This window comes from Ramlibacter tataouinensis, assembly GCF_027941915.1.
Lineage (GTDB): Bacteria > Pseudomonadota > Gammaproteobacteria > Burkholderiales > Burkholderiaceae_C > Ramlibacter > Ramlibacter tataouinensis_C.
In genome coordinates this window covers 2,304,721-2,325,194 of sequence record NZ_CP116009.1, presented here as the reverse complement: position 1 = coordinate 2,325,194, position 20,474 = coordinate 2,304,721, and the positions used below count along the sequence as shown (strand labels likewise).

Sequence of the window (20,474 nt, the reverse complement as noted above, 5' to 3'; positions counted from 1 at the left end):
AGGGCGGCGCGAGGCCGCCGTGACACCCGCCCTCAAGCGGTGCGATGGCGCAGTTCGGGCCGCGGCGCCTCGAAGCCGAGGAAGCCGAACGCCAGGTCCGGCCGTTCGCCGTCGATCAGCGCGGCCATGGCCTTGCCGGAGCCGGCGCCATGGGTCCAGCCCAGCGTGCCGTGGCCGGCGTTGACCCACAGCCGGCCGACCCGGGTGCGGCCGATGTAGGGGATGTTGGTCGGCGTGGCAGGCCGCAGACCGGCCCAGTAGCGCGGGTTGCCGCCTTCGGCCTCGCTGCGGGTGTCGCACACGCCGGGGAAGACCTCCTCGATGCGGCGCGCCAGCATCTCGCAGCGGGCCCGCGCCACCGGGGTGTCCAGCCGGGTGTCCCAGCCGCCCACCTCGATGGTGCCGGCCACCCGCAGCTCGTCGCCCAGGCGCGAGATGGCGCACTTGACCGAGTCGTCCAGCAGGCTGACCGTCGGCGCCCGCGCCTGCTCGAGGATGCGGAAGGTGGCGCTGTAGCCCTTGCCGGGGTAGATCGGCAGGTCGACGCCGACGCTGCGCAGCAGCGGCGCCGAGTACGAGCCGCAGGCCACCACCACCGCGTCGGCGCGCAGGCGCCGGGTGACGCCGGTGCCGCGCTCGCGCACCTGCACCGCCTCGATGGCGCCGCCGGCCTGCTGCAGCCGATCGACGTCGTGGCCGTACAGGAAGCGGGCGCCGCGGTCGGCGCAGCGCTGCGCCAGCTGCTCGGTGAACACGCGCGCATCGCCGCTCTCGTCGCTCGGTGTGTAGGTGCCGCCGACGATGTGCTCGCCGAAGGCGCGAAAGGCCGGCTCGATCGCCAGCAGCTCGTCGCGGCCGACCACGCGCCGCGCCACGCCGAACGACTGCATCAGGCGCGCCGCCTCGTCGGCTTCGGCGAACGCCTGCGCGTCGGTGTAGAAATGGGCGATGCCGCGCTGCAGCCGCTGGTACTCGATGCCGGTGGCGCGCACCAGGTCCTTGAGCGCGGCGTGGCTGTAGCGGCCCAGCGCCACCAGCTGGCCGACGTTGCGGGCGAAGGCGGCGTCGTGGCACTGGGCCAGGAACTGCAGGCCCCAGCGCCACTGCTGCCAGTCCCACTGCGGGCGGAACAGCAGCGGGGCGTCCTTGCGCAGCAGCCACTTGAGCAGCTTGGCCGGCGCCTGCCGGTTGGCCCACGGCTCGCAGTAGCTGACCGAGATCTGCGCCGCGTTGGCGAAGCTGGTTTCGCGCGCCGCGGCGTCCTGCCGGTCGACCACCGTGACATCGTGGCCGCGCTCGAGCAGGTGCCAGGCGGTGCTGGTGCCGATGATGCCGGCGCCGAGGACGAGGACGTTCATGGAAGCAGTGTCGGCCCGATTGCCGCAGACATGAAGCAAAGTTAGGCTAACAGCCTGTCCATCAGCAACGCTTATATGAGCAGCTTCGATCCCGCGGCGCTGGAATGCCTGGCCGCCATCGTCGAGGAGGGCGGCTTCGAGCGGGCCGCGCGCCGGCTCTCGATCACCCAGTCGGCGGTGTCGCAGCGGCTGCGCGCGCTGGAGTCGCAGGTCGGCACCGTGCTGGTGGTGCGCAGCCGCCCGTTGCGGCCCACCGCCGCCGGCCAGTTGCTGCTCAAGCACACCCGGCAGCTGCGGCTGCTGCGCGCCGACCTCGACCGCGACCTGCGCGAGCTGGCGCCCAGCTCGGCCGGCGGTGGCCGCGAGGACGAGCGCATCTCCATCGCCATCAACGCCGACAGCATCGCGACCTGGGCGCTGCCGGCGCTGGGCGAGCTGGCGCGCCAGGGCCTGCCGCTGGAGGTGATCGCCGACGACCAGGACTTCACCCAGGAATGGCTGCGCGAAGGCCAGGTGCTGGGCTGCGTCACCTCGCTCAGGCAGGCGCTGCGCGGCTGCAAGGTGGTGCCGCTGGGCGCGATGGACTACCTGGCGATCGCCACGCCGGACTACCTGCGCCAGCAGGGCGCGCTGGCGCCGCACAACTTCCACCGCGTGCCCTTCATCGCCTTCAACCGCAAGGACGACCTGCAGGCCGAGTTCGCGGCGCGCGCCTTCGGGCTGCGCCGGGTCGGGCTGCGCCAGCTCTTCGTGCCCAGCTCCGAAGGGCAGGTGCGGGCCGTGCTGGCCGGCTGGGGCGTGAGCGTGGTGCCCGAGCTGCTGGTGCGCGGCTTGATGGAGCAGGGCCAGCTCGTCGACGCGCTGCCCGGCCACCGGCTGCCGGTCCAGCTCTACTGGCACTGCTGGAACCTGCAGTCCGAGGTGCTGGACGCGCTGAGCGAGGCGCTGCTGGGTACGGCCGCGCAGACGCTGCGGCAGTCGTGAGAGCGGTTGAAGGGCGAGGTCTCGCGCATGCACCGAGCCGCCCTGGTCGGCCGAGCGCTCGGCCTGGCGCGATCGGCACGACTGCGCCCGCTAGCGGGCGGGCGGCTGCGCGGCCGCTGCCGGCACCTCCAGCACCAGGTCCGGCCGGAAGCCGTCCTGCTCGCCCTTGCGCGCGTAGCCCAGCGGGTTGGCGACCACCCGGCACGAGCCCACCCGGTAGTCCTGCGGGCAATGCAGGTGGCCGTGCACCCACAACTGCGCCCGTGGCAGCAGCTCGTCCAGCGCATTGCAGAAGCCGGCCGTGCCGGGCGTGATGCCGTAGCGCGGATCGGCGCTGCGCAGCGACGGTGCGAAGTGGGTGACGGCCACCGTCGGCCCGTCGAACGGCTGGGCCAGGGCCTGGCGCAGCCACTGCTGGCACTCCAGCCCCAGCTCGCGCCAGCCCTCGGCCAGCATCGGCTGGCCGCGGCGCCGGGCGGCGGCCTTGGCCAGGTAGAAGTCGGCCGCGCGGAAGGCCTTGTCGCGCTGCTTCAGCGCCTGGCCGGTGTCCGGTGCCTGCGCGGCCAGGGCATCGAAGTCGCTCCACAGCGTGGTGCCGACGAAGCGCACCCCGTCGATCACCACCACCTCGCGCTCCAGCCAGGTGATGCCCAGCCGCTCGCAGGTCTCGCGCAGGCGGGCGTGGGTCTCGTCGAAGTCCAGGTTGTCGTACTCGTGGTTGCCGGGCACGAACAGCACCGGCACCGGCCAGCCGAGCCGGGGCGAAAAGCGCTCCAGCCCGAAGTCGTCGCCCGGCAAGGCGCTGCCGGCCTGGTAGGAGCCGATATCGCCGGCCAGTACCAGCAGCTCGGCGCCGGGTGCGGGCCGAAGCTGGGCCTCCGGCTGGGTTTCAAGGTGCAGGTCGGAGGCGAGCTGGAATTTCACGCAGGGGATTGTGGCGGCCGGTTCCCGGGGCCCATGTGCGGCGCGGCCGGGGCCATGCCAAGTCGGCATGGCCGCTCGCCGGCGCAGCATGGAAAAGCTAAGGGAAAACCCTTATTCTTGGTTCAAGCCTCAAACGCACCGACCCAGGTGCTCCTTAACCATGTACACCTTGCTCGCTTTCCTCACCCGCCTGTTCGGTGCTTCGCCGGCAGGCGCCGACTACCCGGCCCAGCTCATGGAGCAGGCCGGCGCCCGCTTCGGCCGCAACCCGGAGCAGGCGGCGGAACTGCGCCGGGCCGCTTCGGCCTGGCTGCGCGTCGTCCGCTGAGCCCAAGCCCGGCGCTGCCCTGCGCTCAGCCGCGCCCGGCGGCAAAGGCCCGCCGCGCCGCGGTGTAGAGCGCCAGCCGCAGCCAGGCGTGCTCGCTGCGCTGCTCCTGCCGGTGGTGCCAGAGCGACTCCACGTGCACCCGCGGCACCTCGAACGGCAGCTCGCGGATCACCAGCTTGGCGGCGATGCCGGTGGCGGGCACGAAGTGCTCGGGCAGCACCGTGAGCAGGTCGGAGCCGGTCACCACCCGGCCGGCCGTGAAGAACTGGTTCACCGTCAGCACCACGCGCCGCTTGCGCCCGAGCGCCGACAGCGCCTCGTCGATGAAGCCATAGGGGCGGCCGGAAAAACTGACCAGCAGGTGATAGGCGGCGCAGAAGGCGTCCAGGGTCATCGGCTGGCCGGCCAGCGGGTGTTCGCGCCGCATCACGCACACGTAGCGGCCCTCGTACAGGCGCTGGTGGTTGAAGGCGACCAGCCCGCCCGCCTGCGACTGCGCCGTCAGGTCGGCCACCGCCGCCGGAAAGAAGCCCACCGCCACGTCGATCGTGCCCTCGTCCAGCAGCCGGCGCGGGTCGCGCGTGGTCAGCGGCAGCACGCGCAGGGTAATGCCGGGCGCGTCGTGCGCAATGATTTCGACCAGCCCCGGCATCAGCAGGGCCGCCGTCGCGTCGGCCATCGCCAGCACGAAGGTGTGGACGGCTTCGGACGCGACGAACTGGCCGGGCACCAGCGCCCCCTCCAGTTGCCGCAGTGCGTCGCTGACCGACGGCCAGAGCGCCAGGGCGCGGGGCGTGGGCTCGACCCCGTAGCCGCTGCGCACCACCAGCTTGTCGCCCAGCGCATCGCGCAAACGGCTCAGCGCATTGCTGACCGCCGGCTGCGTCATCGCGAGGTTGCGGGCCGCCCGGGTCAGGTTCCGCTCGGCCATGACCTGGTCGAAAACGCGCAACAAATTCAGGTCGAGGGTGCGGAAGTTGGTCACATCAATAATCCTCGTGAATGATATGAATCACCAATATTGAGTTGAAATATATCAGTGGAAACCCTAATCTATGGGCATCCCGAGGCGCCGCCTGCGGAACTGAAGAAGGAGAACCACAAATGACCAGCTTTGCCCACATCGACTACCCCGTCCAACACGCCGGCGTGGCCCGCGTCGAGCGCGCTGCCCGGTCGCTCAAGCAGACGGCCCGCAGCTTCGACAGCTCGCGCAGTGCCGCCACCCTGCTGCTGGCGGCCCTCGTCTCCGCGCTGCTGGTGGTTGCCAACCAGGTCGTCGACACCTGGACCGAAGGCGGCCTGCTGGCTGCCTGGATCGCGCTGTGGACGGTGGCTTTCGCGGCCATCGCGCTGCTGGCCGCGCCGGCGCGCCGCGCCGGCCGGGTGCTCGGGGCCAGCTGGGAGCGCCTGGGCGCCGCCCGCCGCCAGGCCCGCGCCGACCGCGAGTACTGGGAAGCGGCGCTGCTGGACGCGCGCGTGATGGCCGACATCAGCCGCGCAATGGCCTCGGGCGACGTCGCGGTCGACCTGCGCAACTACCGCTGAGCCGCCATGGTGCTGGCCACTGCCCGCCGCGTCTGGCTCTGGACCCTGGCCTCGGTGCCGCGGCCCGTGCTGCGGCGCCTGAACGGCTGGGCCCGGCGCAGCGCCGATCGCCGGGCCGAGCGCCGCCGCCGCCGGCTGGTCGCCGCGCGCCAGTCCTGAACCCGCGCTCCCGACGAAAAAACAGCCGCCCGAGGGCGGCTGTTTTCATGGGGCCAGGCGCGGATCAGGCGGCCAGCCGTTGCTCGATCTTCGCCTTGTTCCGGGTCAGCTCCGCCGGCAGGTGGTACGCGAGCTTGTCGAACAGCTCGGCGTGCAGCGCCAGCTCCTGCTGCCAGGCGGCCTTGTCGATGCCCATCACGCGCTCGAACTGCTCGCGCGAGAAGTCCAGGCCGGTCCAGTTCAGCTCCTCGTAGCTCGGGCTGATGCCGAACACGTGGTCATGGCCGGCGGCCTGGCCTTCGATGCGGTCGATCATCCACTTGAGCACGCGCATGTTCTCGCCGTAGCCGGGCCAGACGAACTTGCCGTCCTCGCCCTTGCGGAACCAGTTGGTGGTGTAGATGCGCGGCAGCTTGACGCCCGAAGCCTGCAGCTTGCGGCCCAGGTCCAGCCAGTGCTGGAAGTAGTCGCTCATGTTGTAGCCGGCGAACGGCAGCATGGCGAACGGGTCGCGCCGCACCACGCCCTGCTGGCCGGTGGCGGCGGCGGTCGTCTCGCTGCCCATGGTGGCGGCCATGTACACGCCTTCCACCCAGTCGCGCGCCTCGGTCACCAGCGGCACCGTGGTGGAGCGGCGGCCGCCGAAGATGAAGGCGTCGATGGCCACGCCGTTGGGGTCGTCCCAGGCCGGGTCCAGCGCCGGGTTGTTGGTGGCGGCCACCGTGAAGCGGGCGTTCGGGTGCGCGGCCTTGGCGCCGGTCGCCTTGCCGATCTCCGGCGTCCAGTCCTTGCCCTGCCAGTCGATTGCATGCGCCGGCGGCTCGCCGTCCATGCCTTCCCACCAGACGTCGCCGTCGTCGGTCAGCGCCACGTTGGTGAAGATCACGTCGCGCTTGAGCGAATCCATGCAGTTCGGATTCGTCTTGTAGTTGGTGCCCGGGGCGACGCCGAAATAGCCGGCCTCGGGGTTGATCGCGTACAGGCGCCCGTCGGCGTGCGGCTTGATCCAGGCGATGTCGTCGCCGATGGTGGTGACCTTCCAGCCTTCGAATCCCTTGGGCGGGATCAGCATGGCGAAGTTGGTCTTGCCGCAGGCCGAGGGGAAGGCGGCGGCCACGTGGTACTTCTTGCCCTGCGGGCTGGTCACGCCCAGGATCAGCATGTGCTCGGCCAGCCAGCCCTGGTCGCGCCCCATGGTGGAGGCGATGCGCAGCGCGAAGCACTTCTTGCCCAGCAGCGCGTTGCCGCCGTAGCCCGAACCGTACGACCAGATCTCGCGCGTCTCCGGATAGTGGACGATGTACTTGGTCGGGTTGCACGGCCAGCTCACGTCGGCCTGCCCCGGCTGCAGCGGCGCGCCCACGGTGTGGACGCAGGGCACGAACGCGCCGTCCACGCCCAGCACGTCATAGACCGCCTTGCCCATGCGGGTCATGATCTTCATGTTGACCGCCACGTAGGGGCTGTCGGACAGCTCGATGCCGATGTGGGCGATCGGCGAGCCCAGCGGACCCATCGAGAAGGGCACCACGTACATGGTGCGACCGCGCATGCAGCCGTCGAACAGCGGCTGCAGGGTGGCGCGCATCTCCACCGGGTCCATCCAGTTGTTGGTCGGGCCGGCGTCCTCCTTCTTCTGCGAGCAGATGAAGGTGCGGTCCTCGACCCGGGCCACGTCGCTCGGGTCGGAGCAGGCCAGGTAGGAGTTGGCGCGCTTGGCCGGGTTGAGGCGCTTGAAGGTGCCGGCGTCCACCAGCTGCTGGCACAGCCGGTCGTACTCCTCCTGGCTGCCGTCGCACCAGTAGACCGAATCGGGCTTGCACAGCGCCACCATGTCGGCCACCCAGGCGATCAGCCGGGCGTTGCGCACATAAGACGGGGTATTGAGGTTCAGCCCCTGCATCACGGGTGAATTCATCGTCACGAAGCTCCTGAAACAAAGAAACCGGGTTTCAGAAAGGGAGAGCTCTGCAACGGTCCGAGCGCGCCTTTTTGAAACCGGGCTTGGCTCAGTCGGCGTGCGGCGCGTCGGCGGTGGCGGCAGACACTGCAGCACCACCTTGCGCGTTCCACGGGTCGGCTGGAAGAAGGATTCTAGGTAGGGGGAAGCCGCATTGGCTCGGCCATCCCGGCGATTCCATGCAAAAGACTCATGACTTTATGCAGGCCGATCGAAGCCGAAGCGCAAACAAAACAGCCCGGCTGCAAACGCAAGCCGGGCTGCCGGAGGAAGACGGCGCAGCCGGTCAGGCCATGTACACCGCGATGAAGGCCAGCAGGAACATCAGCAGCGCGCCGACGGCCGGAATCACGACCGGGATGGCGTGCACCACGGCGTCCATCGGGTCCTGGTGCTCGGCGGTTTCGCCGTGGCTGTGGCGGGGTTCGGTGCTCGACATGGCTGTGGCGGGTGTGGCTGCAGTTCGAAAGCCGCCATTCTAGCGGCGCGCCGGTTCCTGCCTCTACAGGAGGGCATAGGTGGTGCTGGCCCGGCACACGCTCTTGCCGTCCTGGGCGCCGCGGATGTCGATCTCGCCGAACGCCAGCGCCTTGCCGGCGCGCACCACCCGGGCCTGCACCAGGGCGTCCTGGCCGCTCAGCGGCCGCAGGAAGCTGCTGTTCATCTGGACCGTGGTGCAGGGGCGGAACTCGCCGAACTGGTTGACCAGCGCCAGCACCATGGCCGTGTCGGCCGCGGCCATCATGGCCTGGCCGCAGAGCATGCCGCCGGTGCGGGCGAGCTGGGCGTCCTGCGGCAGCCGCAGCGTCACGCTGTCGGCATCGAAGGCCTCGGCCTTCAGGCCCAGCGCCTGCACCCAGGGGGCGAAGTACTCGGCAAGGGCGGCCTGCAGCTGGTCGAGCGTCATGGCGGCAGATGATACGGATGGGTCCGCCTCGACGAAAGCCCCTGTCTCACTGCCGCTCGGCCTGGAACCCGGCCTGGTGCAGCGCATCCAGCACCGCCTGCACATGCTGCGGGCCGCGCGTCTGGATCACCAGTTCGATCTCCACGTTCTGCGCCGCCAGCACGGTGAAGGCGCGCTGGTGGTGCACCTCGTCGACGTTGGCGCCGGCGTCCGCCACCGTGGCGGTGATCCGGGCCAGCGACCCCGGCACGTCGCGCGCGCAGACCCGGATGCGCGCCAGCCGGCCGGCGCGCACCATGCCGCGCTCGATGATCGCTGCCAGCAGCAGCGGGTCGATGTTGCCGCCGCCCAGCACCAGCCCGACGGTCTTGCCCTGGAACCGGTCCGGATGCTTGAGCATCGCGGCCAGTCCGGCGGCGCCGGCGCCTTCGACCAGCGTCTTCTCGATCTCCAGCAGCATGACGATGGCCTGCTCGATGTCGCCTTCGTCCACCAGCAGGAGGTCGTCGACGCAGCGCTCGATGATCTCGCGCGGGATCCGCCCCGGCGTGCCGACCGCGATGCCCTCGGCGATGGTCGACGGCCCCTGCGGCAGCTCGGTGTGCTTGACCGCGTTGTACATGTTGGGAAAGCGCACGGTCTGCACCCCCACCACCTCGATCGACGGCTTGATCGCCTTGGCCGCCACCGCCATGCCGGCGATCAGGCCGCCGCCGCCGACCGACACCACCAGCGCCTGCAGCTCGGGTACGTCCTCCAGCATCTCCAGCGCCGCGGTGCCCTGGCCGGCCACGATCGCCTCGTCGTCGTAGGGGTGCACGAACACCAGCTGCTGCCGCTGGGCCAGCTCGATCGCATGGCCGCGCGCCTCGTCCAGGGTGTCGCCGTGCAGCACCACCTCGGCGCCGAAGCCGCGGGTGCGCTCGACCTTCACGCCGGGGGTGAAGCGCGGCATCACGATCACGGCCCGGATTCCCAGCCGCTGCGCGTGGTAGGCCACGCCCTGGGCGTGGTTGCCGGCGCTCATGGCGATCACGCCGCGCGCCCGCTCCGCCGCGGACAGCTGGGCCAGCTTGTTGCACGCGCCGCGCTCCTTGAACGAGGCCGTGAACTGCAGGTTCTCGAACTTCAGGAACACCCGCGCGCCGGTCAGCTGCGACAGGGTCTGGGAAGCCACGCAGGGGGTGCGCAGCACGTGGCCCTGCAGGCGGTCGGCGGCGGCGCGGATGTCGGCGAGTTCGAGCATGGCGCATTGTCAGGCCGCCGACAGCCCCGGGCGATGCGCCGTGCCTTCCACGGCCGATGAACCCGGGTTATCGTAGGCGCCGCGTGTCCAGGCAGGACATTCACTGGAGGCCGCCCCCCATGGTCAAGCGAACGGTCGATGCGCAAGTGCTGGTGTCACCCGGTCTGAAGGACGCGCCGGTGCTGGACCTGATGTGCTCGCATTTCGTGCTGACGCTGGCGGCCAAGCAGGGCGGCAAGTTCAACGTCCGGCGCGACCTCAATGGCCTGCTGTCGCTGGCCGGGCGGCACCTGGTGTGGCCGGCGCCGGCGCTGGCCCGCCTGCGCGAGTTCCTCGGCCGCCGCTGCAAGGACAACGAGTTCTGGCGCGGCCACGAGCAGCTGTCCACCGCCGACTTCCTGGAGCGGCACGGCGTCTGGCGCGGGCCGTACGAGGAGGGCACGCTGTTCTTCTACCTCGACGAGTACGCGAAGGACCAGCCCAAGGACCTGCTGTCGGTGCTGGCCGCCACCGGCGAGTGGCTGACCCGCGCCCTGAAGAAGCAGTCCACGCTGGTGGAGAAGAACATCGACGCGCTGGCCGGCCTGCTGCAGCTCAACCGGGCCGAGCGTGCCCTGCTGCTGTACGGCACCCTGGCGCGCTACCAGCGCGACCTGCGCAGCATCCTGGTCGAGTTCAAGGTCAACAACGCGCCCGAGGCTTATGCCGCCATCGCCGAACTGGCCGGCGTCAACGCCGCCGACGTCGGCGAGGCGCTGCGCGCCGGCTCGCGGCTGGAGCGCATCGGGCTGGTGGAGAACCTGATCTCCGAGCACAACATCACCGACCTGGCCGACCTGATGAAGGTCAGCGAAAAGCTGCCGCCGGTGCTGATGCGCGAGTACCGCAACCAGAACGAGCTGATGGCGGTGTTCACCCGGCCCAGCAGCAAGAGCGGCCTCATGCTGGCCGATTTCGGCTTCGTGCATGACGACGCCCAGGTGCTGTGCGCGCTGCTGCGCAATGCGGTGGAGCGCAAGGAGCCGGGCGTCAACGTGCTGCTGTACGGCCCGCCCGGCACCGGCAAGACCGAACTGGCCAAGGTGGTGGCGCAGGCCGCCGGGCTGGAGCTGTTCGAGGTGGAGTACGCCGACCGCGACGGCAACTCGCTCTCGGGGCGCGACCGCTACCGCTCGCTGCAGATCGCCCAGGTGTTCCTCAAGGGCAGCGCCCGCGCCGCGCTGCTGTTCGACGAGGTGGAGGACGTGTTTCCGCCGATCAGCTCGGAAGCCGCGCAACTCATGGCGCGGGCCGATCAGGTGGCGGCGCCGTCGAACCACAGCGTCAGCGGCAAGGCGTGGGTCAACCAGATCCTGGAATCCAACCCGGTCCCCACCCTGTGGGTGACCAACCGCATCGAGCAGATCGACCCGGCGTTCCGGCGCCGCTTCGCCTACCACCTGGAGCTGAAGTCGCCGCCGCCCGGCGCGCGCGAGGGCCTGGTGCGCAAGACGCTGGAAGGGGTGGCGGTGTCCGAGGACTTCGTGGCCCGGCTGACCGCGCGCAAGGGGCTGACGCCGGCGCAGATCCGCACCGCGGTTCGCTTTGCCGGGCTGGCCGAAAGCGCTGGCGTATCGGCCGAAAGCCTGATCGAGCGCCAGTTGCGCAACGCCGACCAGGCGCTGGGCAACCGCGCGCCCGGTGCGCTGCGGCCGCCGGTCACCGCCTATGACCTGGCGATGCTGAACGTCGAGAGCCGCTTCGAGGTGCCGCGCATCGTCGATGCCCTCAGGGCGCGCGGGCATGGCACCCTGTGCTTTTTCGGCCCGCCGGGCACCGGCAAGACCGCGCTGGCCGAGCACATCGCGCGCAGCCTCGACCAGCCGCTGCTGGTCAAGCAGGCCAGCGACCTGATGAGCAAGTTCGTGGGCGAGACCGAACAGAACATGGCCGCCATGTTCCGCGAGGCCGAGGCCGAGAAGGCGGTGCTGCTGCTGGACGAGGCCGATTCGTTCCTGTCCGACCGGCGCGGCGCCCAGCGCACCTACGAGGTCACCGAGGTCAACGAGATGCTGCAGGGCATGGAGCGCTTCGCCGGCATCTTCATCTGCACCACCAACCTGATGGACCGCATCGACCAGGCGGCGCTGCGGCGCTTCACCTTCAAGATCCGGTTCAAGGCCCTCACCGCGGCGCAGCGCGAAGCGATGTTCGTCACCGAGGCGCTGGGCGGCCATGCGGCGGCGCTGACGGCCGACATGCGCTCACGGCTGGCGCGGCTCGACCAGCTGTGCCCCGGCGACTTCGCCGCGGTCAAGCGCCAGGTGCAGATCCTGGCGGCGGCCGACTACGGGCCGCTGGAATTCCTGGAGCAGCTGGAGGCCGAGCACCGCATCAAGCCGGAGGTGCGCGAGCTGCGGCCGATCGGCTTCACCTGAAGTCCCACCTGGCGCGGCAAGGCCCGCTAGGGCGATGTGCGGGGTGTGGCCGCTGCGGGCGCCGCCGCCGGCGCGTCGGCCGGGGCGGGCGTCTCGGCTGCATCGCGCTGCGGCTCGATGGCGGGCCACTCCAGCAGCGACTCCGACCGGTCGGTGCCCGGGCCGCCGTTCGAGGCCCCGCGGATGACGGTGCGCGACTCCACCGGCACCGGCACCAGCCCTTCGTAGCGGGCCGTCCAGGTGCCGCTGGCGGCGACGTTCGGCATGAAGATGCCGGCGGCCGTGTCGAGGTACACGTCCGCTTCCAGCGTGTGCTCCCCGTCCGCCGCGGGCTTGACCTTCCAGCGGATCGTTCCCGCCACGCCGCGGCCGTGCGGCGTCGCGATGCGGGCCTCGCCGCTGCTGCCCGGCTCCAGCGGAACCGTCCAGAGCGAGCCCTTGGTGCTGCGGAACACGCGCTGCCCCATTCGCCAGGCGACGATGCGCCGGTCCAACGACACCATGTCACCCGTGCTCCAGCTCACGTCGCCGTTGCCCAGCGCGAACGACCGCAGCGCGATCCGCTCGACGCGGCCGGTGAGCAGGTCGCGCACCACCAGCGTGGCCACCGGCTGGGCCGAGGCGGCGGCCGACAACAGCGCAAGGGCCAGGCCGGCCCAGGTGCGCGGCAGGCAATGGGGCAGTTTCTTCATGGATGGCGGGGCGGCAGGGGCGAGGCTAGGAGGATGCCACGACCCGCAGCACCTCCTGGCCATAGGCCTCCAGCTTGCGCGCGCCGATGCCGCTGATGCCTTCGAGTTCCTCCACCGACGAGGGCCCCAGCGCCGCGATGGCGGCCAGGGTGGCGTCATGGAAGATCACGTAGGCCGGCAGGTTGTGCGAGCGCGCCACCTCGCCGCGCCAGGCCTTGAGCGCCGCGAAGCGAGCCTGCCCGGCTTCGGTCAGCCCCGCGGCCGCGGCCGGCAGCGCCGACGATCCCCTTGCCTCGCGCCGCTTGCGTCCGCCGCTGGCCTGGGCCACCGATTCGCGCAGCCGCACCGGCTGCTCGCCGCGCAGCACCGCCCGCGAGCCGTCGGTGAGCCTGAGCGTGTTGTAGGCCTGTGCATCGACCGCCAGCGCGCCGAGCGCCACCAGTTGGCGCAGCACGCCGCGCAGCTGCGCCTCGGAGAATTCAGCGCCCAGGCCGAAGGTGGACACCTGCTCGTGGCCGAACTGCGCCACCTTCTCGGTCTTGCGCCCGCGCAGGATGTCCATCACATGGCCGGCGCCGAAGCCGATGCCGCTCATCTGCTGCACCCGGTACACGGTGGACAGCAGCTTGCGCGCCGCGTCGGTGCCGTCCCACAGCTGCGGCGGCGCCAGGCAGTTGTCGCAGTTGCCGCACGGCTGTGAACGTTCGCCGAAGTAGCCGAGCAGCCGCTCGCGGCGGCAGTCGGTGGCTTCGGCCAGCGCCAGCAGCGCGTCGAGCTTGCCGCGCATCACCTGCTTGAACTCCTCGCCGGCCGGACTCTCGTCGATCATGCGGCGCTGGTTCACCACGTCCTGCAGGCCGTACAGCATCCAGGCCTGGGCCGGCAGGCCATCGCGGCCGGCGCGGCCGGTCTCCTGGTAGTAGCCCTCGATGTTCTTGGGCATGTCGAGGTGGGCGACGAAGCGCACGTCGGGCTTGTCGATGCCCATGCCGAAGGCGATGGTCGCCACCATCACCAGCCCTTCCTCGCGCAGGAAGCGATCCTGGTGGTGCTGGCGCAGCTCGGCGTCCAGGCCCGCGTGGTAGGGCAGGGCCGGCACGCCGTGCGCAGACAGCGACTGCGCGGTCTCCTCCACCCGCTTGCGGGTCTGGCAGTAGACGATGCCGCAGTCGCCCTCGTGCTCGTGCTGGATGAAGCGCAGCAGCTGCGCCGCCGGCTCCTTCTTCTCGGCGATGCGGTAGCGGATGTTGGGACGGTCGAAGCTGCTGACGAACTGCCGCGCTTGCTGCAGCTGCAGCCGCTCGACGATGTCGGCGCGCGTGAGCGCGTCGGCCGTCGCCGTCAGCGCGACGCGCGGCACGCCGGCGAAGCGCTCGTGCAGCACCGTCAGGGCGCGGTACTCGGGCCGGAAGTCATGGCCCCACTGGCTGACGCAATGGGCCTCGTCGATGGCGAACAGCGCCAGCTGGCCGCGCCGGTGCAGGGCGTCGAGCTGCTCGAGAAAGCGCGGCGTGGTCACGCGCTCGGGCGCCGCGTACAGCAGGGTCAGTTCGCCGCGCGCCAGCCGCCGCTCCACCGCCACCGCTTCCTCGTAGCTGAGCGCGGAATTCAGGAAGGCCGCCTCGACGCCGGCTTCGTGCAGGGCGCCGACCTGGTCGTGCATCAGCGCGATCAGCGGCGACACCACCAGTGTCACGCCCTGGCCGGCGCGCTGCCGGGCAATGGCCGGGATCTGGTAGCACAGCGACTTGCCGCCGCCGGTGGGCATCAGCACCAGCGCGTCGCCACCGGCGATCACGTGCCCGACGATCTCGGCCTGCGGCCCGCGGAAGCGCTCGTAGCCGAAGACCTGCTGGAGGATGGAAAGGGGGTTGTTCACGATGGCGCGATTGTCCCTGCCGGCCCGCGTCCAGGCCCGGGTTCCTACAATCGGCGGGCCATGAAGTTCCCAGCCTATACCCGCGGCCAGGCGTTGCCGGCCCTGCTCGAGCAGCGCATCCTCATCCTGGACGGGGCGATGGGCACCATGATCCAGCGCCTGAAGCTGACCGAGGCCGACTACCGCGGCGAGCGCTTCCGGGACCACCCGAAGGACGTGCGCAACAACAGCGACCTGCTGGTGCTGACGCAGCCGCAGGTGATCCGCGACATCCACGAGGGCTTCCTCGCGGCCGGCGCCGACATCATCGAGACCAACACCTTCGGCGCCAACGCGATCGCGCAGGACGATTACGGCCTGGCTCCGGTCGCGCGCGAACAGAACCTGGCCGCCGCCCGCATCGCGCGCGAAGCGGCGGACAAGTTCAGCACGCCCGATCACCCCCGCTTCGTCGCCGGCGCGCTCGGCCCGACGCCGCGCACGGCCAGCATCAGCCCCGACGTCAACGACCCCGGCGCGCGCAACGTCGATTTCGAGCAGTTGCGCGCGGCCTACTACGAGCAGGTCGAGGCGCTGGTGGAGGGCGGGGTCGACCTGCTGCTGGTCGAGACCATCTTCGACACGCTCAACGCCAAGGCGGCGCTGTTCGCCATCGACGAGTACTTCGAGGCCAGCGGCGAGCGCCTGCCGGTGATCATCAGCGGCACCGTGACCGATGCCTCCGGCCGCATCCTCAGCGGCCAGACCGTGACCGCCTTCTGGCACAGCGTGCGCCATGCGCAGCCGCTGGCGGTCGGCCTGAACTGCGCGCTGGGCGCCGCGCTGATGCGGCCCTACATCCAGGAGCTGGCCAAGGCCGCGCCGGACACCTTCATCAGCTGCTACCCCAACGCCGGCCTGCCGAATCCCATGAGCGAGACCGGCTTCGACGAGACGCCCGAGGTCACCTCGCGGCTGCTGCGCGAGTTCGCCGCCGAGGGCCTGGTCAACATCGTCGGCGGCTGCTGCGGCACCACGCCGGCCCACATCCAGGCGATCGGCGAGGCGGTGGCGCCGCTGCCGGCGCGGAGCCGGCAGCGCGATTTCTTCTACAAGGAAGCGGCCTGAGACATCACTGCGGCGTGAACCCGCTGGCCTTGATGATCTTCGCCCAGGCCTGCGAGTAGGCCCGCTCGCGCGCCGCGAGCTGCGGCTGCGGCATGTAGCCCACCGTCAGCCCCATGGTCGTGAGGCGCTCGCGCACGTCGGGCAGGGCGACCGCCTTGGCCACGGCGGCGCCGATGCGGTCGATCGCCGCTTGCGGCGTGCCGGCCGGCGCGAACAGGCCGTAGTAGGGCACTTCCTCGAAGCCGGACAGGCCCAGCTCGGCGAACGTGGGCGCGTCGGGCACCGCCGCCTGGCGCGAGCGGCCCATCACCGCCACCACCCGGATCTTGCCGGCCTTGTGGTTCTCGATGAAATCGGGGATCGAGCCGACGCCGGCGCTGATCTGGTTGCCCAGCATGTCGGCCATCATCGGCGCGCTGCCGCGGTACGGTGCCGCCTGCAGGTCGAGCCCGAACTTCTCGCCGATCAGCTTGACCAGGAACTCGGGCACCGAGGCCGGCGCCGGCACGCCCACGTTGCCGCGGCCGCCGCCCTGGCTGCGCACCCACTGCACGTACTCGGGCAGCGACTGGGCCGGCGTGCCGCCCGACAGCGCCAGCGCGTTGACGAAGGTGGCGAAGCCGGCCACCGGCACGAAGTCCCGGGCCGGATCGAAGCCGGGGTTGCGGATCACCAGCGGCAGGATCGAGATGCTGTGGTCGTGCGACAGGAACACGGTGCGGCCGTCCGCTGCCGCGGCCTTGAGCGCCTGCGCCGCGATCTGGCCGCCGGCGCCGGCCCGGTTCTCCACCACCACCGGCTGGCCCAGGAAACCCTCCAGCTTCTCGGCCAGCACCCGGGCGATCGCGTCGCTGCCGCCGCCCGGCGGAAAGCCCACCAGGATGCGCAGGGCCGGTCCGCCCGGCTGGGCCAGCGCCCCCAGCGGCCAGGCGGCCGCCAGCAGGGCGGCAGGACCGAGGGCAAGGACGCCGCGGCGGCGCAGAAGGCGGGACATGCAGATCTCCTGAAAAGAAAGTAGCGGGGTTCGGGTTATTTTCGCCGGTGGGCCAGAAGCTAGAATGACACGCTCTCAAGGAGCGTTGCAGCGCCGGCCCAGCCCGGCGTCAGGCTTGAGACCCTTCCCAACGGCGCTCACCTCGACCGCGGCCCCCGGCCGCACCCCGACGAAGGTGAGCAGATGTCCGAAACCCCCGCCGTTCCCCCCTTGAAGCTGTCCGGACTGGAGCCGGTCTCGATCGGGCCGGGCAGCCTGTTCGTGAACGTGGGCGAGCGCACCAACGTCACCGGCTCCAAGGCCTTTGCCCGCCTGATTCTGGCCGGGCAGTTCGAGGAGGCGCTGGCCGTCGCGCGCCAGCAGGTCGAGAACGGCGCCCAGGTCATCGACGTCAACATGGACGAGGCCATGCTGGACAGCAAGGCCGCCATGGTGCGCTTCCTGCGCCTGATCGCCAGCGAGCCCGACATCGCCCGGGTGCCGGTGATGGTCGACAGCTCCAAGTGGGAAGTGATCGAGGCCGGCCTGCGCTGCCTGCAGGGCAAGGGCATCGTCAACTCGATCTCGATGAAGGAAGGCGAGGCCGAGTTCAAGCGGCAGGCCCGGCTGGTGCGCCGCTACGGCGCCGCCGCGGTGGTGATGGCCTTCGACGAGCGCGGCCAGGCCGACAGCTACCAGCGCCGCATCGAGATCTGCGAGCGCGCCTACCGCATCCTGGTCGATGAAGTCGGCTTCCCGCCCGAGGACATCATCTTCGACCCCAACATCTTCGCCATCGCCACCGGCATCGAGGAGCACAACCACTACGCGGTCGATTTCATCGAGGCCACCCAGTGGATCAAGCAGCACCTGCCCGGCGCGAAAGTCAGTGGCGGGGTGTCCAACGTGAGCTTCTCCTTCCGCGGCAACGACCCGGTGCGCGAGGCGATCCACACCGTGTTCCTGTACCACGCGATCCGCGCCGGCCTGGACATGGGCATCGTCAATGCCGGCATGGTCGGCGTCTATGACGACCTCGATCCGGAACTGCGCGAGCGGGTCGAGGACGTGGTGCTGGATCGCCGCCCCGACGCCGGCGAGCGGCTGGTCGAGATCGCCGAGCGGGCCAAGGGCGCCGCGCGCGACGAGGGCAAGCGCAACGAGTGGCGCCAGCAGCCGGTGGAGGGGCGCCTCTCGCACGCGCTGGTGCACGGCATCACCGAGCACATCGTGGCCGACACCGCCGAGATGCTGGACCAGGTGCTGGCCGGCGGCGGCCGGGCGCTGAACGTGATCGAAGGCCCGCTGATGGACGGCATGAACATCGTGGGCGACCTGTTCGGCGCCGGCAAGATGTTCCTGCCGCAGGTGGTGAAGTCGGCGCGCGTGATGAAGCAGGCGGTGGCCTACCTGATCCCCTTCATCGAGGAGGAGAAGAAGCAGCAGGAAGCGGCCGGCCAGGACGTGCGCAGCCGGGGCAAGATCGTCATCGCCACCGTCAAGGGCGACGTGCACGACATCGGCAAGAACATCGTCACGGTGGTCCTGCAATGCAACAACTTCGAGGTCGTGAACATGGGCGTGATGGTCCCGTGCCACGAGATCCTGGCGCGCGCCAAGGTCGAGGGCGCCGACATCGTCGGCCTGTCGGGCCTGATCACGCCCTCGCTGGAAGAGATGCAGTACGTCGCCGGCGAGATGCAGAAGGACGAGCACTTCCGCGTCAGGAAAATCCCGCTGCTGATCGGCGGCGCCACCACCAGCCGGGTGCACACGGCGGTGAAGATCGCGCACCGCTACGAAGGCCCGGTGGTGTACGTGCCGGACGCCTCGCGCAGCGTGGGCGTGGCGCAGAGCCTGCTGTCCGACCAGGCGGCCAAGTTCATCGCCGAGGTCGAGGCCGACTACGAGAAGGTGCGCCAGCTGCACGCCAGCAAGAAGCAGACGCCGCTGTGGCCGCTGGCGCAGGCGCGCGCCAACAAGACGCCGCTCGACTGGGCCGGCTACACGCCGCCGGTTCCGAAGTTCATCGGCCGGCGCGTGTTTCGCAACTTCGACCTGGCCGAGCTGGTGAAGTACATCGACTGGGGCCCGTTCTTCCAGACCTGGGACCTGGCCGGGCGCTTCCCCGAAATCCTGAAGGACGAGGTGGTCGGCAGCGAGGCCGTGCGGGTGTTCTCGGACGGCCAGCGCCTGCTCAAGCGGCTGGTCGAGAACCGCTGGCTCACCGCCCACGCGGTGCTCGGCTTCTGGCCGGCCAACACGGTGAACGACGACGACATCGAGCTGTACACCGACGAGTCGCGCGAGCACGCGGCGCTGACCTGGTGGGGTGTGCGCCAGCAAACCGAAAAGCAGGTGATCGACGGCGTGATGCGACCCAGCCGCTGCCTGGCCGACTTCGTCGCGCCGCGCGGTGTCGCCCGCGACTACATCGGCGCCTTTGCCGTCACCGCCGGCCTGGGCGTCGATGCCAAGGTCGATTACTTCCTCAAGGACCACGACGACTACTCGGCCATCATGCTCAAGGCGCTGGCCGACCGCCTGGCCGAGGCCTTCGCCGAGTGCCTGCACCACCGCGTGCGCACCGACCTGTGGGGTTACGCGGCCGACGAGGCCCTGTCCAACGAGGAGCTGATCGCCGAGAAGTACCGCGGCATCCGGCCCGCGCCCGGCTATCCGGCCTGCCCCGACCACAGCATCAAGGCGCCGCTGTTCGACCTGCTGGGCGCGCAGGAGATCGGCATGGACGTGACCGACAGCGGCGCCATGATCCCGGCCGCCAGCGTCAGCGGCTTCTACCTGAGCCACCCGCAAAGCACCTACTTCAACGTCGGGCGCATCGGCACCGACCAGCTGGAAGACCTGGCGCGCCGCCGTGGCGCCGAACAGGCCGAGGTGCAACGGCTGCTGGGGTCGAACCTGTAGCGTCGGCGGCCTCCGACCGCGCCTTCCATGCGCGGCCGATAGCGGATGCCGCGCCGGCCTTCGATGCTGGCGGCATGGCCTGGCACGACCGCATCCCGCACCGACTGCGTCGCGCAGGGCGCCCCGCTTACCCGGTCTGGCGCGCGGCGCAGCTCTGGAGCGAAGCGGGCGGCCTGCGCATGAGCGCCGCGATGTCGTTCTACGGCATCCTCAGCCTGGCGCCCCTGCTGCTGGTGCTGGTGGGCCTGTTCGGCTGGTGGATGGACCGGCAGGCGCTCAGCCAGGTCCTGGTCGACCAAGCCGGCTCGATGGTGGGGCCGCAGGCCGCGGCCGTGGTGCAGCAGGCCCTGGCCAGCACGCGCCAGCCGGCCGAAGGCCTGCTGGCCACGGCGATCGGCTTCGGCGTGCTGCTGTTCGGCGCCACCGGCGTGTTCGGCGAGCTGCAGCAGGCCCTCGCCGAGATCTGGTCGCAAGGCCGGCAGGCAAGGGTCGGCTCCGCGTGGTGGCTCACCGCCAGCCTGCGGCTGCGCGGCCTGGCCTACATCCTGGCCTTCGGCTTCCTGGTGGTGGCATCGACGGTGGCCAGTACCCTGCTGTCGGTGTTCTCCGCCTCGCTCGGCGACTTCCTGCTGCTGGAGACCCTGCTGCGGCTGTTGAACGAGGCGATGGTGCTGGGCCTGTGGACGCTGCTGTTCGTGGCCCTGATGCGCCTGAGCGCCGGGCCCAAGCCCGCCACGCGCTTCCTGCTGCTCGGCGCGCTGGTCGGCGCCATCCTGTTCAGCCTGGGGCGGCAATTGCTGGCCTGGTACCTGTCCACCGCCGCCGTGGTGTCGGCCTACGGCGCCGCCGGCTCGCTGGTGGCGGTGCTGATGTGGATCTACTTCTCCTCCGGCGTGCTGCTGTTCGCCGCCGCCTTCGCCCGGGCGGCCGAGGACACGCGCAAGCGCACGGCCGGTGAGCCGGTGGAGGAGCCGGCGCACGCAGCGCGCGCCAGCTCCAACGGACAACCGCGCCTGCGCGCGGTCGGCGGCAGCTCGCACCGGCGCCGGGGTTCGCGCTGATGG

General features: G+C 70.7%; 18 protein-coding genes and 1 riboswitch. Of the genes, 8 read left to right on the top strand and 10 right to left on the bottom strand.

The genetic code is table 11. The annotated features are described in order from the left end of the window. Positions 1-32: 32 nt before the first annotated feature. Complete coding sequence (locus PE066_RS10885; RefSeq protein WP_271232563.1) at positions 33-1,358, bottom strand: D-amino acid dehydrogenase; 1,326 nt, start codon at positions 1,356-1,358, stop codon at positions 33-35. A 75-nt stretch (positions 1,359-1,433) separates the two neighbouring features. On the opposite strand from PE066_RS10885, the gene PE066_RS10880 reads away from it, so the two are divergent. Next, positions 1,434-2,342 carry a LysR family transcriptional regulator ArgP gene (locus tag PE066_RS10880; protein ID WP_271232562.1) on the top strand — a complete coding sequence of 303 codons (909 nt, stop codon included), beginning with the start codon at positions 1,434-1,436 and terminating at the stop codon, positions 2,340-2,342. Positions 2,343-2,432: 90 nt separating this feature from the next. Here the strand turns inward: PE066_RS10880 and PE066_RS10875 are convergent, their stop codons facing one another. Beyond that, on the bottom strand, positions 2,433-3,266 hold the full coding sequence (locus PE066_RS10875; protein WP_271232561.1) for a metallophosphoesterase: 834 nt from the start codon (positions 3,264-3,266) through the stop codon (positions 2,433-2,435). A 160-nt stretch (positions 3,267-3,426) separates the two neighbouring features. On the opposite strand from PE066_RS10875, the gene PE066_RS10870 reads away from it, so the two are divergent. Next, a complete protein-coding gene (locus PE066_RS10870) occupies positions 3,427-3,594 on the top strand; it encodes a hypothetical protein (RefSeq protein ID WP_271232560.1) in 168 nt (55 codons plus the stop codon). 25 nt (positions 3,595-3,619) lie between these two features. On the opposite strand, the gene PE066_RS10865 is transcribed toward PE066_RS10870, so the two are convergent. After that, positions 3,620-4,585 (bottom strand): LysR family transcriptional regulator, encoded by a 966-nt coding sequence (locus tag PE066_RS10865; RefSeq protein WP_271236558.1) that lies wholly within the window; start codon positions 4,583-4,585, stop codon positions 3,620-3,622. A gap of 113 nt (positions 4,586-4,698) precedes the next feature. On the opposite strand from PE066_RS10865, the gene PE066_RS10860 reads away from it, so the two are divergent. Together PE066_RS10860 and PE066_RS10855 are read left to right on the top strand one after the other, a co-directional pair. Beyond that, a complete protein-coding gene (locus tag PE066_RS10860) occupies positions 4,699-5,142 on the top strand; it encodes a hypothetical protein (protein WP_271232559.1) in 444 nt (147 codons plus the stop codon). 6 nt (positions 5,143-5,148) lie between these two features. After that, positions 5,149-5,301, top strand: coding sequence for a hypothetical protein (locus tag PE066_RS10855; RefSeq protein WP_271232558.1), 153 nt, complete (start codon positions 5,149-5,151; stop codon positions 5,299-5,301). 64 nt (positions 5,302-5,365) lie between these two features. Here PE066_RS10855 and PE066_RS10850 read toward each other — a convergent pair whose 3' ends face one another. The 4 genes from PE066_RS10850 to PE066_RS10835 form a co-directional block, all read right to left on the bottom strand. Continuing rightward, positions 5,366-7,219, bottom strand: a complete 1,854-nt coding sequence (locus PE066_RS10850; protein ID WP_271232557.1) for a phosphoenolpyruvate carboxykinase (GTP) — start codon at positions 7,217-7,219, stop codon at positions 5,366-5,368. 328 nt (positions 7,220-7,547) lie between these two features. Continuing rightward, positions 7,548-7,700, bottom strand: coding sequence for a hypothetical protein (locus PE066_RS10845; protein WP_271232556.1), 153 nt, complete (start codon positions 7,698-7,700; stop codon positions 7,548-7,550). Positions 7,701-7,763: 63 nt separating this feature from the next. After that, entirely contained in the window at positions 7,764-8,168 is a 405-nt protein-coding gene (locus tag PE066_RS10840; RefSeq protein ID WP_271232555.1) for a PaaI family thioesterase, read from the bottom strand. A gap of 46 nt (positions 8,169-8,214) precedes the next feature. After that, a complete protein-coding gene (locus PE066_RS10835; RefSeq protein WP_271232554.1) occupies positions 8,215-9,414 on the bottom strand; it encodes a threonine ammonia-lyase in 1,200 nt (399 codons plus the stop codon). Positions 9,415-9,533: 119 nt separating this feature from the next. Here PE066_RS10835 and PE066_RS10830 point away from each other — a divergent pair, with 119 nt between their 5' ends. Next, positions 9,534-11,831 (top strand): ATP-binding protein, encoded by a 2,298-nt coding sequence (locus PE066_RS10830; protein ID WP_271232553.1) that lies wholly within the window; start codon positions 9,534-9,536, stop codon positions 11,829-11,831. A 26-nt stretch (positions 11,832-11,857) separates the two neighbouring features. Here the strand turns inward: PE066_RS10830 and PE066_RS10825 are convergent, their stop codons facing one another. Together PE066_RS10825 and recQ are read right to left on the bottom strand one after the other, a co-directional pair. Continuing rightward, entirely contained in the window at positions 11,858-12,523 is a 666-nt protein-coding gene (locus PE066_RS10825; protein ID WP_271232552.1) for a hypothetical protein, read from the bottom strand. 25 nt (positions 12,524-12,548) lie between these two features. Beyond that, a complete protein-coding gene (recQ, locus tag PE066_RS10820) occupies positions 12,549-14,402 on the bottom strand; it encodes a DNA helicase RecQ (protein ID WP_271232551.1) in 1,854 nt (617 codons plus the stop codon). A 60-nt stretch (positions 14,403-14,462) separates the two neighbouring features. Here recQ and PE066_RS10815 point away from each other — a divergent pair, with 60 nt between their 5' ends. Then, a complete protein-coding gene (locus PE066_RS10815; protein ID WP_271232550.1) occupies positions 14,463-15,509 on the top strand; it encodes a homocysteine S-methyltransferase family protein in 1,047 nt (348 codons plus the stop codon). Between the two features lie 4 nt (positions 15,510-15,513). Here PE066_RS10815 and PE066_RS10810 read toward each other — a convergent pair whose 3' ends face one another. Then, positions 15,514-16,503, bottom strand: a complete 990-nt coding sequence (locus PE066_RS10810) for a Bug family tripartite tricarboxylate transporter substrate binding protein (RefSeq protein WP_271232549.1) — start codon at positions 16,501-16,503, stop codon at positions 15,514-15,516. A gap of 72 nt (positions 16,504-16,575) precedes the next feature. After that, positions 16,576-16,649, top strand: a riboswitch (S-adenosyl-L-homocysteine riboswitch). 37 nt (positions 16,650-16,686) lie between these two features. On the opposite strand from PE066_RS10810, the gene metH reads away from it, so the two are divergent. Both metH and PE066_RS10800 read left to right on the top strand, forming a co-directional pair. Continuing rightward, positions 16,687-19,410: a methionine synthase gene (metH, locus tag PE066_RS10805; RefSeq protein WP_271232548.1), complete on the top strand. Its 2,724-nt coding sequence runs from the start codon at positions 16,687-16,689 to the stop codon at positions 19,408-19,410. Positions 19,411-19,484: 74 nt separating this feature from the next. Then, positions 19,485-20,471: a YihY/virulence factor BrkB family protein gene (locus PE066_RS10800; protein ID WP_271232547.1), complete on the top strand. Its 987-nt coding sequence runs from the start codon at positions 19,485-19,487 to the stop codon at positions 20,469-20,471. Positions 20,472-20,474 lie beyond the last annotated feature (3 nt).